This window comes from Paenibacillus sp. J2TS4 (assembly GCF_018403245.1).
Lineage (GTDB): Bacteria > Bacillota > Bacilli > Paenibacillales > NBRC-103111 > Paenibacillus_L.
Genome location: NZ_BOSH01000004.1, coordinates 99,114 through 114,740, shown reverse-complemented (window position 1 = coordinate 114,740; position 15,627 = coordinate 99,114). Strand labels below are relative to the sequence as shown.

At 50.6% G+C, this 15,627-nt stretch carries 12 protein-coding genes; 1 reads left to right on the top strand and 11 read right to left on the bottom strand.

The window, feature by feature from the left end:
- Positions 1–92 precede the first annotated feature (92 nt).
- The 6 genes from rpoZ to KJS69_RS10645 all read right to left on the bottom strand — a co-directional run bounded on the left by rpoZ (position 93) and on the right by KJS69_RS10645 (position 7,175).
- Positions 93–302 (bottom strand): DNA-directed RNA polymerase subunit omega, encoded by a 210-nt coding sequence (gene rpoZ, locus KJS69_RS10670; RefSeq protein ID WP_213583749.1) that lies wholly within the window; start codon positions 300–302, stop codon positions 93–95.
- Between the two features lie 2 nt (positions 303–304).
- Positions 305–946 (bottom strand): guanylate kinase, encoded by a 642-nt coding sequence (gmk, locus tag KJS69_RS10665; RefSeq protein WP_213583748.1) that lies wholly within the window; start codon positions 944–946, stop codon positions 305–307.
- Positions 936–1,196: an extracellular matrix/biofilm regulator RemA gene (gene remA, locus KJS69_RS10660; protein WP_213583747.1), complete on the bottom strand. Its 261-nt coding sequence runs from the start codon at positions 1,194–1,196 to the stop codon at positions 936–938. The genes gmk and remA overlap by 11 nt, the downstream gene beginning before the upstream one ends.
- Before the next feature lie 73 nt (positions 1,197–1,269).
- The gene (locus KJS69_RS10655; RefSeq protein WP_213583746.1) at positions 1,270–2,148 is read right to left on the bottom strand and encodes a YicC/YloC family endoribonuclease; all 879 of its coding nucleotides are present in this window, start codon (positions 2,146–2,148) and stop codon (positions 1,270–1,272) included.
- Between the two features lie 23 nt (positions 2,149–2,171).
- A complete protein-coding gene (locus tag KJS69_RS10650; protein ID WP_213583745.1) occupies positions 2,172–4,070 on the bottom strand; it encodes a bifunctional homocysteine S-methyltransferase/methylenetetrahydrofolate reductase in 1,899 nt (632 codons plus the stop codon).
- Positions 4,071–4,403: 333 nt separating this feature from the next.
- A complete protein-coding gene (locus KJS69_RS10645; RefSeq protein WP_213583744.1) occupies positions 4,404–7,175 on the bottom strand; it encodes a calcium-translocating P-type ATPase, SERCA-type in 2,772 nt (923 codons plus the stop codon).
- Positions 7,176–8,207: 1,032 nt separating this feature from the next.
- On the opposite strand from KJS69_RS10645, the gene KJS69_RS10640 reads away from it, so the two are divergent.
- Positions 8,208–9,956 carry an Rqc2 family fibronectin-binding protein gene (locus KJS69_RS10640; RefSeq protein ID WP_213583743.1) on the top strand — a complete coding sequence of 583 codons (1,749 nt, stop codon included), beginning with the start codon at positions 8,208–8,210 and terminating at the stop codon, positions 9,954–9,956.
- Between the two features lie 241 nt (positions 9,957–10,197).
- Here KJS69_RS10640 and KJS69_RS10635 read toward each other — a convergent pair whose 3' ends face one another.
- From KJS69_RS10635 to KJS69_RS10615, 5 genes are all read right to left on the bottom strand, one after another.
- Positions 10,198–10,407, bottom strand: coding sequence for a hypothetical protein (locus tag KJS69_RS10635; protein ID WP_213583742.1), 210 nt, complete (start codon positions 10,405–10,407; stop codon positions 10,198–10,200).
- Positions 10,408–10,664: 257 nt separating this feature from the next.
- On the bottom strand, positions 10,665–12,098 hold the full coding sequence (locus KJS69_RS10630) for an extracellular solute-binding protein (RefSeq protein ID WP_213583741.1): 1,434 nt from the start codon (positions 12,096–12,098) through the stop codon (positions 10,665–10,667).
- 261 nt (positions 12,099–12,359) lie between these two features.
- Positions 12,360–13,658 (bottom strand): neutral/alkaline non-lysosomal ceramidase N-terminal domain-containing protein, encoded by a 1,299-nt coding sequence (locus tag KJS69_RS10625; protein WP_213583740.1) that lies wholly within the window; start codon positions 13,656–13,658, stop codon positions 12,360–12,362.
- Positions 13,655–14,689 carry a Gfo/Idh/MocA family protein gene (locus KJS69_RS10620; RefSeq protein WP_213583739.1) on the bottom strand — a complete coding sequence of 345 codons (1,035 nt, stop codon included), beginning with the start codon at positions 14,687–14,689 and terminating at the stop codon, positions 13,655–13,657. Before KJS69_RS10620 ends, KJS69_RS10625 begins: the two co-directional genes overlap by 4 nt.
- On the bottom strand, positions 14,686–15,549 hold the full coding sequence (locus KJS69_RS10615; RefSeq protein ID WP_213583738.1) for a sugar phosphate isomerase/epimerase family protein: 864 nt from the start codon (positions 15,547–15,549) through the stop codon (positions 14,686–14,688). The genes KJS69_RS10620 and KJS69_RS10615 overlap by 4 nt, the downstream gene beginning before the upstream one ends.
- Positions 15,550–15,627 lie beyond the last annotated feature (78 nt).

The window sequence follows — 15,627 nt, the reverse complement described above, 5'->3', positions numbered from 1 at the left end:
TTTCCTCCGCACCTTCCGGTATCGGCCGCAGAAAAAAATAACAACCTCAAGGGTTGTCGAAATCAAACATAACATTCCAGCAGAAGAAGCCGCTATTCGTTCTTATGGTCTAGTTTTTCGTAATAAATGTAATCGGCGTACAATTCTTCCAGCGCGACTCCGACCTGCTTGTGCGATTTCGGATGCTCCAGCTCCGATTTCGCTCCTTCCCGCAGCGCCCTGGCTCTCTTCGATGCTGCCACGACTAACGAGTACTTGCTGTCCACTTTGGTTAACAGTTTATCAATAGAAGGATATAGCATGACTAAAGCACCTCTTCGATCCTTTTTTTAATTTTCGGAAGAAACCGCTGTTGCTTGCAATGCTCCGCCACGATGATGGACTGAATTCTGTGGCAGGCCGATTCGACGCGGTCATTGACAATGATGTAATCGTAATGCTCCGATAGGCTAATTTCGTCTATTGCTGCAGACATCCGTTGACGGATCGTTTCCTCAGATTCCGTCCCCCGGGTGACAATCCGATTCTGCAGCTCGTCCAAAGAAGGCGGAAGCAAGAAAATAAAGATTCCTTCCGGGAACTTCTCCTTCACTTTAAGCGCTCCCTGCACCTCGATCTCGAGAATGATGTCTTTGCCCTCATTCAATGTCCGCTCCACAAAATCTTTGGGGGTGCCATAGTAGTTGCCTACATATTCCGCCCATTCGAGCAGTTCATCCTGCTTGATCATCGTCTGAAATTGCTCTCGGGTCTTAAAAAAGTAATTGACCCCGTCGACTTCGCCATCACGAGGCAATCTCGTTGTGGCGGAAACCGAGTAAACGAGGTCTTTGGACATGGCGCGAAGAGCGGAGCAGACCGTTCCTTTGCCCACTCCGGAAGGACCGGAGAGCACAATCAGGATTCCTCTTTCTTCCGCGCCCCAGATCCATTCCTTATTCGTCATGATCATCTTCCTTGCTGGAGAGTCGGTGGGCCACCGTTTCTGGCTGAACAGCGGATAAAATCACATGATCGCTATCTGTAATAATGACTGCCCGGGTCCGCCTTCCGTAAGTGGCGTCAATCAGCATGTGACGGTCCCGTGCCTCTTGTATAATTCGTTTAATAGGCGCAGATTCCGGGCTGACGATCGATATGATCCGGTTGGCGGAAACGATATTGCCGAACCCGATATTAATAAGTTTAATAGCCATTCTGTTCCTCCCAATAGTTTTGCCCCGGCCAAGCCGTCTAAAACGTCCGCCTGGGGTTCGTCAAAAGCTAGCTCTATTCCAAATTCTGAACCTGCTCTCGAATTTTCTCCAGCTCCGCCTTTATCTCAACGACAAGCGCTGTGATAGCCGCGGAATTCGCTTTAGAGCCGATCGTGTTGGCTTCCCTGTTCATTTCTTGCAGAAGAAAATCCAATTTGCGCCCCACAGGCTCCGTTCCTTCAATAATCCTTTCAAAATGATCAAAATGACCGTTTAGCCTGGTTAATTCTTCTTCTATATCCGCTTTATCGGCCATTAACGCTGCTTCCATGGCCAATCTTTGTTCATCGATTGGCTGATCCCCCAGTAAGCTTGCCATTCGTTGCTTGAGCTTATGGCGGTAATCGTCTGCCACCGCAGGAGCCAGCTCCTGTAGAAGAGCGACCCGACCGCGTAAATTAAGCAGGCGGCCTATTATATCGGTATACAGATGAGCCCCCTCGACTTCTCGCATTTGAACTAACAGATCCAGCGCTTCCTGAAGAGCATCCATTATCGCTTCCTCGGCCAAATGAATTTCTTCTGTCTCTTCTTTAAAAGAAATCAGATCGGGAACAGACAGCAGATCCCGGAGCTTAAGCGTGTCTTCCATAGAATATTTATCTGCTAGTTGTCGCGAGGCAGCAATATAGGCGTCCGCCAGCGGCCAATTGATTTGTGTCTTCTGAACCGATGAGGCGTCCCGTTCCACAACGACCGATATTTCGATACGGCCTCGTGAGAGCTGATCCTGTACCCGCTTCTTCATCCGTTCTTCCATATGGCTCCACTGGCGGGGAACGCGTACCAATGTCTCTTTAAAACGATGATTGACGGATTTCAGCTCCAACTGGATTCTGAAGCCTCCTGCCTGATGCAAAGCCTGTCCAAATCCGGTCATACTGCGTAGCATTTGCATCACATCCATACCATATTTTAATTGATTTCACTTGCCGGTACAAGGGGGTGGAAGCGATTCGTACGATTCCATACATACCTTGTAAGCTCAACGGTCATATCGTAATAAAGCATCGGAGTCATAAAGTAGAAGCCTTTAAAATATTGGAGTGCGGTATCGAGAAGCTCCTTGGCTATTTCAACCCCGGCACGCCGGCCTTCTTCCCGTTCCAGCCCTCTCATCCGATTTCTGACCTCGTCGGAAATCCGGATGCCCGGCACTTCATTATGCAGAAATTCAGCATTCCTGCCGCTGATAAGAGGCATGATCCCGATAAAGATCGGAACCGGGATATGTTTGGTTGCTTCATACAGTCTTTCTATCATTTCCGGTTCATATACCGGTTGGGTCATGAAATAATCAGCCCCGGCTTCTATTTTTTTCTCCATACGCGCGACGGCTCTCTCTATATATTTAACATTCGGATCGAACGCCGCACCGATAACAAATTTGGATTTATGTTTTAAAGCTTTGCCTGAATAGGCCATTCCTTCGTTCAATTGCTTGGCCATCTTGATCAAGCCGATGGAATTCAGATCATAAACAGAGCTTGATCCCGGCAAATCCCCGAATTTGGCCGGATCACCCGTCAGGCAAAGAATATGGTCCATGCCCATAGCGTGCATGCCCATCAGGTGGGATTGCATTCCGATCGAGTTGCGGTCGCGGCATGCAATATGCAGAAGCGGCCGCATTCCGAGTTTTTCCTTAACCAAATAGCCGGTCGAGAGATTGCTCATGCGGGTCATGGCGAGCGAATTGTCCGCCATCGTGATCGAATCGACACCCGCCTCTGTCAGCGCCGCGGCCCCCTCCATAAACTTATCGATCGACAGTCCTCTGGGAGGATCCAATTCGACGATAATCGTAGGCCGTTCGCGAACCAGATCGACGATGGACGGCTCGGACTTTGACGGCGCTGTCCCGACTTCCCGTCGCGGCGCGGCTATCTCCAGCCGATTCGGTCTCTTGGCTGCTTGCGGAGTTCCCGTTAGAGGGTCCACACCCGGACGGTAGCCGTCGAGCGCTTTAGCCATGGCGGCTATATGGTCTGGGGTCGTTCCGCAGCAGCCGCCGATAATCCGGGCCCCCCGATCCGCAAAACGAAGCGCCGTATCCGCAAAATACTGCGGAGTGGCCGTATAGGTGAACTGGCCATCCACATATCCGGGCAAGCCGGCGTTCGGGAATACCGAGAAGGGCACTCCTTCTATCGGCTGCAGCTTATCCAGGGCACGAAGAATCCCCATCGGTCCGCTGTGACAGTTAAAGCCGACCACATCGGCTCCGGCCTCCTTAAGCTTGGCGAAAGCTTCCTGCAAAGGAACGCCATCCTTCGTAGCGCCGCCGCCTTCTGTCGCAAACTGGCAAATGACCGGAACAGAGCTCGACTTGCGAATCCACCGCAGTGCCAGAAGGATTTCATCCAGCTCATAGAACGTTTCCAGCAGCAATCCGTCCACATTCTCCTCCAGCAAAACTTCCATCTGCTGGATCAAATCAGCTTCGATCTGTTCGCTGCTCAGGCTTTTGCGCTTGCCGCCGCGAACAGGGCCGACGGCGCCGACAACATAAGCGTCCGCCCCGACAGCTTGACGCGCAAGGGCTACCCCGGCGCGGTTAATAGAAGCTACCTCCAGCTCCAGACCGTATTTGGATAAATTTTCCCGATTCGCAGAAAAAGTATTCGTTTCGATCAAACGGGCTCCAGCCTCATAATACCGGCGGTGAACATCGACAATCAATTCCGGCTTGTTCAGATTGAACTCCTCGTAGGAGACGCCAATGGGAAACCCGATCTGATACAAGTAAGTTCCCATAGCTCCATCGCCCGTAATAATTTGCTCTTGCAGAGCTTTTTTTAAATCCGGCTTCATCTCTCTCATCCCACCTATTATGCATCGCATGTAGTAATCTATTGCAAGCTGCCGCTAAACGACAGACGGACCGGCGGCTTGCAGTCCCATGCTTAGGAACCTGCTCTCCACCGGACCGACCGGCAACATCCTCTTTTTCCATCGACCGGATAACCGATCCTTATCTTTTGTGAACCCTTAAATGATATGGTTTTGCCCTTATCATAACGTAAAAAAGCGACAATGCATAGCTTTTTCCACCTATTTAACCGTTTATATCGTTTTTTAAGCCAATTGTACCCTTGATTTATGGAAAAATAGAGAGTTTGACCAATTCAGGCAGCCCTTCCTTCTCTACCTCGTAATCGGTCTGGAGGTATAACGAGCTCCTTTTTTATTAGAACGTCCCGACATGACACTGCCGATTCCCATTAAAAAGGTTGGGATGGCCGCCGCGATCAGAACGAGCACCCAGTCCTGGAAATTCAGATTGACGGTTTTGAAAATAGGCTGCAGAGCCTCGATATAAACAACGCCGAGCAGCAGGACAACGGACGAGAGCACCGCCAGTACCAAATATTTGTTCTGCAGCGGATTGCGGTGAAAGATCGAGCGGGAGCTGCGGCAGTCGAACACATGAATCAATTGAGCCATGACCAACGTAGCAAAAGTTACCGTCTGGGCTTTAACCAAATGGCTCGGGTCCCCGGGATTTTGGCGCAAAGTTATCCAGAATGCGCCGAGGGTACACAATCCGATTAATATCCCGCGGCTAATAATTTTCCACCCCAGCCTGCGGGCAAAAATATTTTCTCTCGCGGAGCGGGGCTTGTGCTGCATCAAATCCTTTTCTGCTTGATCGACCCCCAGAGCCATAGCGGGCAATCCGTCGGTGACCAGATTCACCCATAGAATTTGAATCGGAACGAGCGGAAGCGGCATGCCCGCCATCATCGCAAGGAACATCGTCAATATTTCTCCAACATTAGACGCCAGCAAATAACGGATAAATTTACGAATATTTTCATAGATGCCCCGGCCTTCCTCGATCGCGGCCACAATGGTGGCAAAGTTATCGTCGCTTAAAATAAGAGCGGAAGCCTCTTTGGATACGTCGGTCCCGGTAATCCCCATCGAGATGCCGATATCCGCCGCTTTGATCGCCGGCGCGTCATTCACTCCGTCTCCAGTCATAGCAACGACATGGCCTTTTTTCTGCAATGCCTTGACGATCCGCAGCTTATGCTCCGGAGATACTCTGGCGAATACGTAGATTTGCTCTGCTTTCGCATCCAGCTGCTCATCCGTCATGGCCGCCAGCTGCTGCCCATTGACCACCAGTCCGGTCGTCGGGATCATCCCCAGTTGCTTGGCGATAGCTTCTGCGGTCGTTTGGTGGTCTCCGGTAATCATGACGGTGCGAATGCCCGCTTTTTTGCATTTATGGATGGCTTCGCGCACTTCCTTGCGCGGTGGATCAATCATCCCTGCCAAGCCAACAAAGACGAGATTGCGTTCGGCCTGGCTGTCACTGGAACAGGAATCGCTCGGTTTAAGCTCGCGATAGGCTAGACCTAGGACGCGGAGAGCCGACTTGGCCATTCCTTCGTTCGCTGCCAGCACTTTCTGCTTCATCGTATTCGTAAAAGGGACTACTTTATTATCCCACAGTAAATAGCTGCACTGGTCAATGAGCATGTCCGGAGCACCTTTGGCATAGACGCACCGGCTTCCCGAGTCGTTGATGATGACCGACATCCGTTTACGCTCGGAGTCAAAGGGAAATTCCCGGACCCGTGCGGCTTCCTCCGCCTGCGGCAAGATCCCGGCCTTGGCGCTCAACACAATAAGAGCGCCTTCCGTTGGATCGCCGCTAATGCTCCAGGTGGGCGCGGCTTCCTCTTTCGCTTTTTTGCCCTTGGCCTCCTGCGGGCGCATTTCCGTCAGCTTCGCGTTGTTGCAGTATGCGGCAATTTTCAAGAAGCGTTGGAGCATCGGTTCCCGTCCGGGATCCAGCTTCTTGCCTTCATGCGAAATATCTCCCTTGGGCTCATACCCTTCCCCGCTTACCTCCAGCAATCGTCCGCCAAGCCATAAATGCGTGACGGTCATTTTGTTCTGCGTCAGCGTGCCCGTTTTGTCCGAGCAAATGACCGAAGCACAGCCGAGAGTCTCGACCGAAGGCAGCTTGCGGACGATCGCCTTGCGTTTGATCATCCTCTGCACTCCCATAGCCAGGGCGATCGTCACAATGGCCGGCAATCCTTCGGGAATAGCTGCAACCGCCAAGCTGACTCCCGCCAGGAACATCCCATAGGCCGGCTGACCATGGATCAATCCGGCTACAACGACCATGACCGTCAAACCAAGCGCAACAAGAATAAGGATTTTCCCTAGCTGCTCAAGCCGATGCTGGAGCGGCGTCTGCATTTCTTCCGTGTTCTGAATCAGATCGGCAATTTTGCCCATTTCTGTATCCATCCCGGTCCGAACGACCACCCCTTGTGCTGTGCCTCGGGTAATCATCGTACCCATAAAGCCGAGATTACGTTGATCTCCGACGGGAAGCTCGTCGCCGCTTAACCGCTCCACTCCTTTGCTGACTGGCACGGATTCTCCGGTTAAAGCCGATTCCTCCACATACAGCCCGTTCGTTTCGAGCCAGCGGATATCCGCCGGAATTCGATCTCCGCTCTCAAGCATAATAATATCGCCAGGTACCAATTCAATAGCCGCCACATGAACAAGATTCCCGTCACGGATCACTTTGGCCATCGGCGCTGAGAGCTCCTTCAAAGCTTGCAAGGACCGTTCTGCCCTAAACTCCTGAATGAATCCCAATACCCCGTTCATCAGGATGATAACCAGGATCGTGATGGCGTCCAAATACTCCCCGAGCAATCCGGAGATCAACGTCGCTCCCATGAGCACAAGAACCATGAAATCTTTGAACTGGTTTAAAAACAGCGTCACCGGCGATATTTTTTTGCCTTCCATCAACGCATTATCCCCGACCGTCTCACGGCGTATTTGGGCTTCTTTATTCGTCAGCCCCCGTCCGCTGTCGGTCATTAGCTGTTGCAGCGATTCCTCCGCCGACATCTGGTACCATTTTTTCTGACTCATCCGAACTTCCCTCCTACTGTTTGCCTGGCCTACCTTCTCACGACGAGTTATCCGTTATCCGTTGCAATAACAACGATAGTGCCGGCAGCGATGTTCCGCCCTCGACGCCTGGCTTATCCTGCGGCGGGACCGGTTGTTATCAGGATAGCTGTAGCGAGAATAACTGCTGGGGTGCAGATCGCTTCTTCCGGCCGCCACCCTCTTGGGACAGACTCCTAGAGTAAATCTATTCAGACAAGCTGCAAAATATCCCTATTTGCCTCCTCTTTTCTTCTTTCTGGACAAGGCAAAAACAGCTATATCGATTTCAGGCCTTTCCTTCCGGGTTATAAATGTGGCATCATTAGATGAGCGAGAAGGAAGACGCGTAAAAAGACTTGAACCGGGCCCTATATGCATTGAGGTCGTTGAAGTGAGAAAAAGACCGGCTATTGGCTCGTTCGCCAAGAAGTGCTCGGATTCACTCGCAAAAATACAGTTAATGAGAACACGCGTGACGGTATCCTCCGAGGATGGACGAGCGTAACCGTAGATGCGTTGGGGGCAGTGTAGGTGTGGCGCAGCGTAGGCGTACCCTAGGTTTAGACGCACCGTAGGTGTGGCGCAGCGTAGGCGTACCCTAGGTTTAGACGCACCGTAGGTGTGGCGCAGCGTAGGTGTAGGTGCAGCGTAGGCGTACCCTGGGTTTAGACGCATCGTAGGTGTAGCGCAGCGTAGGTGCAGCGTAGGCGTAGGAGCAACGCTGATAATCGACTGCAATAATACATTACTTTTGACCGGAATCCGCTTGTTTTCAATCATCGACTGCAATAATACAGTAAAATCTTCAGATCCATCCATTTTCGCTCCTAAATGGCCGAATCTACTGTATATTTGCAGTAGATCTGTCGAAATGAGAGCAAAAGTCACCCATCGACTGTATTTTTGCATTCCATCATAAAATTTGGGAAGAGACCCGCTTTAACCTCGAAAACTTATAAATGCTTCACGCAGCTATTATCCGGGTCAAAGAGGAAATGGAGTGATCAAACTATGGCATTAGACGGAATAGTCACCCGCGCGATCGTTCGCGAGCTGCAAGCGTGTGTGGGCGGTCGTATCAGTAAAATCCACCAACCGTCAAATAACGATGTCCTGCTGCACATCCGGTCACAGGGCAATAACTATAGGCTTCTGCTATCCGCCAACCCGACTTATCCCCGGGTTCACTTGACGGAAGCGCAATTTATGAATCCATTGGAAGCTCCCATGTTCTGTATGCTGTTACGTAAATATTGTGAGAACGGTTCTATTGAGTCGATTGAGCAGGATGGACTGGAAAGAGTGATTCGAATCCAGATCAAGCATCGCAATGAACTGGGCGATCTGAGCTCCAAAACGATCTTAGTGGAGATCATGGGCCGCCATAGCAACATTATTTTGCTCGATCCGGTCAGTGGCGTTATTCTCGATGGCATCCATCATGTCACTCCCGCAATCAGCAGCTATCGTGTCGTATTGCCCGGCAGCCTATATGTCGCTCCTCCGGAGCAGGACAAAATCTATCCGCTGGAGGAGAACGAAGCTTCGTTTGTTCATGAAATGGAAGTGGTCTCGGAGACGGATGATAAACCAGACAAGCCCGAGCAGCGGCTCGTCCGCCGATACAGCGGCATCAGTCCGCTTCTGGCCAGAGAGATCGTCTATCGGGCTGAAGACGCAACTAGCTCTCGATCGTTATGGCAATCATTCAGCGGCATGATGAACCATTTTAAAGCGCACGATTACGAGCCATCCATCGTTACCGATGAATCCAGCGGCAAAATGTTTTTTTCCGCCACGCGTCTTACTCATGTTCGGGGAGAGGAGCAAACTTACCCCTCCATCAGCCTTTGTCTGGAAAGCTTCTACGGCACCAAGGCGGAGCGGGATACCGTTCGCCAACGAACGTCTGATTTGCTGCGCTTTTTGCAAAATGAAAAGGCGAAAAATATAAAAAAATTGGATAAGCTCCAAGAAACTCTGGAGGAAGCGAAAGAGGCCGATCGGTACCGAATACAAGGCGAGCTGCTCACTGCTTCGCTGCATTTGTTTAAAAAAGGGGATAAACAGGTGGAAGTGACCGATTATTACGACGAGCAGCAGGGTACGGTCACGATCGAGCTGGACCCACTGGTCTCCCCTTCAGAGAACGCGCAAAAATATTTTAAAAAATATACAAAAATTAAAAACAGCCGTTCCGTCGTACAAGAACAGATGGACAGCACACGAGAGGAAATCCTTTATTTGGACTCCCTGCTCCAGCAGCTGGATAACGCAGCGCTATCCGACATTGACGAAATTCGCGACGAATTGGCAGAGCAAGGATACATTCGGGATCGCTCCCGTAAAGTTCGCAAAAAGAAAAAAAACGGCAAGCCCACGCTCACTTCATTCCAGTCCAGTGAAGGGGTACCGATTTATGTAGGGAAGAACAACACACAAAACGAATATTTGACTAACCGGCTGGCGCATTCATCAGACACTTGGTTGCATACGAAGGATATCCCGGGGTCCCATGTCGTTATCCGCGGGAATTCGTTCGGGGAAGCGACACTGCACGAAGCGGCCATGCTGGCGGCGCACTATAGTCAAGCCAGGGAATCGAGTCAAGTACCGGTCGACTATACTCTCATTCGACATGTTCGCAAGCCAAACGGCGCCAAACCCGGCTTTGTCATCTACGAGCAGCATAAGACTTTATTCGTAACGCCGGATGAACAGAAAATCAAACAGCTGTCTCAGAGAGACAGCTGTAGCTAGCAGGATTATAGAAGCTGCCTATTGAATAGAAGCAAAACACTCCTAATTTGAGCCGTCACGAGTGGATATAGGCGGAACAGAGAATAAGTGCATTTTTACCACTAGTGGCCTTGCAATGGCCCGAACAAGGTAATAAGTGCACTTTTACCAAATATCGGGCCATTTTCAGTAGTTCGCAGCTAGCAATGGTAGCTTTTCGCGCTGCACTCAGCCCGGCACGTGGAAAGTGTGCAGCCCTCCTTTACTCTGCATTCGCCGACTCGCTCGCTTCCTCGTCCAGGTCGATATTTAAAATAACGGTATACCGGTTAGAATCGTGTTTTACGACTTGGACGACTTCGATAAACTCCGAAGCGAGCTCCTCCTCGGCTTTATCCACGAGCATATGAAGCCCATCACTTAACAAAGCCCCTTCTTCCAGTGTCAGTTCCGTGAAATATTGTCTGATCATCGCTTTTCCCCCTCCTTTCCGAATGGATTCCTTTCGTCCGTTAATGTTTATATTTTTCTCTCCCGGCATCCAATTATGTATAAAATAACCCCACAAAATGACGTCTAGCCCGAAACTTATAAAATAATGCAAGGATAAACGCCTGCGGCGTCCTTGATCTCTGATCAAGAAAGCCTGCGTTTACCGTCGAATTTTGGCGATAAAGATTTTTATAAATTCCAATTTTCAAAAAAACTGCCGGTTAGTTACCGGCAGCCTCAAGTGCGTTCTTGATCCAGTTTATCATTCAGCCATTGTTCAATCCGTTTGGCGGTTTGTTCAGGCTGTTCCATATTGGCCCATAACAAGTTCATTTCTTGCCAAATCGTGGTCATTTCTTGCTGCGACAGGTTCAGCGAATTTAATGAAACCGAGTAAGGGAGCACTTCTCTGAACACGTTATAATTTCTCGGATGGATTCCATCCACCAACCATTGATCGTCCTCGGCGACCGAACGAAGCATCGGGATGGTGCAGCCCATTTGTTTGGCCGTAATTTGGGCATCTCTCCCGGTTAAAAAGTCAACGAAACGATGAGCCAAGATCCGATTGGCGCTTTGCCGATTAATGCCAATCCCGCTTCCCAGCAGCAAAGAGGCTTGCTTTCGTCCTTCAGGAACAGGCATAACGTTCCATTCGACCTCGGAACTGCGGAATTCATTCATGAAATAATAGGTAGTCAACACCATAGCGACTAAATCTTTCATAAATAAATGCTCGGCGCTGTTACGGCTTCCGTGAAAAAAGACAGGAGATACCCTATGCTTGTACATTAAATCCACACAAAACTGAAGCGCCTCTATCGTCTGCGAGGAAGCAAACTCAGAGCGCTTGCGGCCCGGTTCCATGAGCCGGCCATTATTTTGCAGCATAAAAATCGGCCAACGGGTCGTGCTGGTAGAGAAGCAGTAGCCGAATCTTTCCGTTCTTCCGTCGTTATTCAGATCTCGTGTGCAGCTTTTCGCTATTTCCAGGAAGGAGTCCCAGCTTTCCATAGCGCGATGCGGCTCCAATCCCACTTCTTCAAACAGCTTTGAGTTATAGGCCAGCACGACGGGGGAGAAAAATAGCGGGACGACTTTTTGTTGACCGTCCTCTTTAAATATATCGAATAGTTGGGGATAACTATCCCTTTCGGGATCGAGGTGCTCCGGCAAGTAGTTATCCAACAGATTTAAGCGATCGAATTGCATAAATTCCCGATAATGTTGGTCCGAGACAACGAATAAATCGACGGGATTTCCTTTATCGATCATTTGAATAATCGAGGTGGTGTACTCTGATTGAGGCAGCAGCGTCAACTCCACTTTAATAAAAGGGTGAAGGGATTCATACTGCTGAATTAAGCGTTCTATAATTGGAATCTCATAAGAAGAGGAGAACCAGAACATATGAATGACCGTTCGTTCCACTTGATCGGAAGGAGGCTTGACCCGGTTGCCCTTGCCGGCGATTTTCTCAATCAGTCCCTCTTCCACCAGAGTAGCGAGCACTTTGCGGACGGAAACCCGGCTTAAGCCATACTTCTGACTCAGGGTGTTCTCCGGCAATATAAATTCTCCCGGTTTAATCGCTCCGGTCAATATTTCGTTTCGCAGTTCTGTTTCAAATTTGGTATACCGTTCCTGAAAAAGACTTCTTCTTCGTAGCAATATAACCGCTCCTATTTCATGTTTCTAAATTAGTTCTATCTTATCATGACATGGACCGGGAATAAAGCGCATACGATTTACCTTCAGCCAAAAGCGGTTCTCGAAATTCGAGAAATGAAAAGCAGGAAGAGGTGCGTGTTCAGCACTTCTCCCTGCCTTAATGTCTGACTTTCTATTCTGCATTTGTTCTCTTCGCCCTGGAGACACCTTCTTTCTCCGCCTCACGAGCTATGAAGTCTTTAATGCCGACAATCCATCCTGTTAAGCCCTCACTTCATTAACAAGGTTCACGGCCGCAGCCTTGATCTGATCTTCCAGCGCAGGCTCAAACGCGGAGGGAAGTCCAAAATAAACGGCAGAATCCCCTCCCTCGTAGCCTCCTTCTTCCACTTGTCTCGCGGTAGGAACATAACCGATCATCCCGTTGCTATAGGCAAGCGGCAGCACGCTTCCTTCTGAAATTTTCTTAATAAACATACCGTATTCGACTACGATTTCCCCGTCCATGGCCAAGAAAGCGAGGCCATCCGCAATCCGAATAATATTCATCGTTAAAGGAATGGAAGGACGATTCCGTTCAGGATGATTCATTAACAGGCGGCTCCATTCTCCTGCGACGCCTTCTGCCCCGGACCGATCCTGTAATTCTTCCACACTGGGGAGCTTGCGGAAGGAGAGCTCGACGGCTTGACGATGGCTTGCCAGACCGGCGGATGGCACCCGACTCATCGGTCTGCTCAACACCTCGATCACCTGATCGCTGAGCTGCTGCCCCAGCCGCCCGACGTCCTCCTCCGTTCCACTGTAAAAAGCTCCCTCCCGGATAAGAGCTGGACGGATATCGCCGCAGCAGCCCTGCAGGAAGGAGGCAATAACCCCTTCTCCCAGCTCCCTCTCTACATTTTCCATTGCAGCACCGGGATATTCAGACGTCACCCGGTTGTCTCCAGTGGTCGTGGAGTGGCACGTATAATGGAACATAACCCCTCTAACCGCACCGTCTTCGTTCCTGTATCGAATAACGGTCACCTCGGTATCAATCGGACCTTCCGGATGAGGGGCCATTCTTATGCTTCCTTCTATTTCTTTGCGCCTGTGGATGCCAATCTGACAAGCCCCGCTCCCTCTCTCCAATGAGACGGGCTCCAAGTTAGCATAAGCTTGCTCGATTCCAGCCATAAGCTGTTCTTCCATCCATTCGACGTAGGACAAGTCCATGGTGCCTAGCGCGGACATGAACAGGTCGCTCGTTTGGGGACCGCCATGGGTATGACTCGCATGAAGAATAACCTCCTCACGCTTAAGCCCCCAGCGCTTCTCCAGCAGGGCATATATCGCTTCCATTCGCTCCGATCCCCACCAGATGATATCGGCCTGAACCAGAAGAGCCTGATGTGGCTGACCTTGCGCATCGAGCTGTTGGAAGTACCAGACTCTGACATAAAGACGCCGGGCGATATCATCATAATTTCCTTGCCGATGGGCAAAGCCGGCGAGCGGAATGGGCTTGGGTGGAGTAATGTCCAGCTTGGCCGTCCCCAACTTTAGCGGCCCGTTCATGGCCAGTCCTCTCCCCGGACGATTTCTTTGCCAAGGCTCGATGACTTGTAAATCGCCTCTACCAGTTCAACGGATCTTAACCCGTCCTCCCCGGACACGATTACCGGCCGCCCTGTATTTAATGATTCTATAACATCTATCAATTGTAATCTATGATATAGATTCGAAATGCTCTTAGGGTCTGATACTCCCCCACCCGAAGTGGCGGCCTCGACCGGTCCGGGTCTGTCCACTCCTTCTACAGTCCAATGCTTGATCGTCGTTCCTTCAATTTGGATAGAGCCTCGCTCCCCATATAGATACAACGAAGGCTGAAAGCCAGGCTGGATGCTCGTGGATGCCATAATCGTACCATATGCGCCATTTTCAAACTTAACAATCGCAAGTCCCAAGTCTTCCGCTTCCATCCGATGGGTTTGGGTGGCAATTTGACCGTAAACTGACCGGATCTTACCTCCCATCCAGAGCATCAGATCGATAGAATGGATGCCCTGATTCATCAGCGCACCGCCATCTTCCGCTATGGTCCCGCGCCAATCCGCCGAATCATAATATTGTTGGGTGCGGTAATAAGGGGCGTCAATTTGCACGAGAAGCAATTTGCCAAGCTTCCCTTCCTCCAACACTTGGTGAACCCATTGATGCTGCGCCTCAAATCGCCTCTGAGAAATAACCGAAAGCGTCAGCCCTTTCTCATCAGCCAAGCGAACCAATTCCCGAGCCTCCCGGCTTGTCATCGCTATCGGTTTCTCCACAACGAGGTGCTTGCCTGCCAGAAGAACCTCCCGGCCAATGGACCCATGCGTTCCGCTGCTCGTGGTCAAACAGACTATTTCCACCTCTGGATTAGCGAGAAGCTCCTTGTAATCGGTAGTCCAGGCACACCCTTCCTTGGCACCTATTTCCTTAGCCCGCTGTTCCTTCCTGTCCGATATAGCAACCAGTCTAGCTTGTTCGATTTCGCGTATGGCATTCATGTGAAAATCGGCGACACTCCCGCAACCGATCAATCCGAATCCCCATCGTTTCAATCGATACCCGCCTCCTTCAATAATTTAATGAGCGCTTCTAATGTCATCGCCGTGCCGTCTTTAGGCGTACCTCCTTCTGGAACGTAATGCGTTTCGATCGTAAACAAGCCATCATAGCCATCTTTCTCAAGCGCGCGGAATTGGTCCACGAACGGAACCTTTCCGGAGCCGACCGGCACACATTTGGATTCTCCTTCAGAAGTAATGTAGGCATCCTTCACGTGAACGTGACCCAATTGGGACCTCACCGCTTCATATCCCTCCGGGTAGGAAGGCCTGCCGCCGTATTCTTCATTCCCCGGATCCCACAGCACCTTCAGGTTGGGGGAAGCGACCTGGGCCGCGATCCTTCCTACTTCGCTGGCAAACCCTCCGTTACATGCAGGCTCGTTCTCCAGCAGCAGAATAATTCCCGCTTGTCCGGCAATTTGAGCGGCCTTGCGCAGATGCTCCACAATTTCCTGCTCATATTTTTGAGGATCGTTCTCACGCCAGAACGAAAAAATTCTTATTTTATCCGTGCCGAGCATCTTGCATATTTCAATGGCTCGATCCAGCTTCGCAAAGTGAGCCTCCACCGTTTCTTCCTGCTGCCCAAAAGTATCTCCGGATGCAACCGGGCGAGAGGGATCTAAAGCGCATTTGAAAAGAGGGGAAGCGATCGCAGAGACGAACAGCCCGCGCTTCTCCACCTCCTCTTTTACTCTAGCCACCTGCTCGTTAGACAGAGCGGCCACATTCGTTCCATCCACCATGCGAATTTCCACATGCACCAGCTTTTGCTCTGCAATCCAATCCAGAGCTTCCGTCAAATTAGCGGATACTTCGTCCGTTAATACTCCCAATCGATTCAATACCACAGCTCTCACTCCTGTTCCGGCGGTTTCCGCAAGGTGCGCTCACGCTCTCCAAGGGATACCGCTCAATGTTGTTCTAAC

What these genes read in the sequence shown, in the direction of transcription:
- rpoZ (WP_213583749.1), bottom strand. Translation starts at nt 302, where the DNA reads ATGCTATATCCTTCTATTGATAAACTGTTAACCAAAGTGGACAGCAAG.
- gmk (WP_213583748.1), bottom strand. Translation starts at nt 946, where the DNA reads ATGACGAATAAGGAATGGATCTGGGGCGCGGAAGAAAGAGGAATCCTG.
- remA (WP_213583747.1), bottom strand. Translation starts at nt 1,196, where the DNA reads ATGGCTATTAAACTTATTAATATCGGGTTCGGCAATATCGTTTCCGCC.
- KJS69_RS10655 (WP_213583746.1), bottom strand. Translation starts at nt 2,148, where the DNA reads ATGCTACGCAGTATGACCGGATTTGGACAGGCTTTGCATCAGGCAGGA.
- KJS69_RS10650 (WP_213583745.1), bottom strand. Translation starts at nt 4,070, where the DNA reads ATGAAGCCGGATTTAAAAAAAGCTCTGCAAGAGCAAATTATTACGGGC.
- KJS69_RS10645 (WP_213583744.1), bottom strand. Translation starts at nt 7,175, where the DNA reads ATGAGTCAGAAAAAATGGTACCAGATGTCGGCGGAGGAATCGCTGCAA.
- KJS69_RS10640 (WP_213583743.1), top strand. Translation starts at nt 8,208, where the DNA reads ATGGCATTAGACGGAATAGTCACCCGCGCGATCGTTCGCGAGCTGCAA.
- KJS69_RS10635 (WP_213583742.1), bottom strand. Translation starts at nt 10,407, where the DNA reads ATGATCAGACAATATTTCACGGAACTGACACTGGAAGAAGGGGCTTTG.
- KJS69_RS10625 (WP_213583740.1), bottom strand. Translation starts at nt 13,658, where the DNA reads ATGAACGGGCCGCTAAAGTTGGGGACGGCCAAGCTGGACATTACTCCA.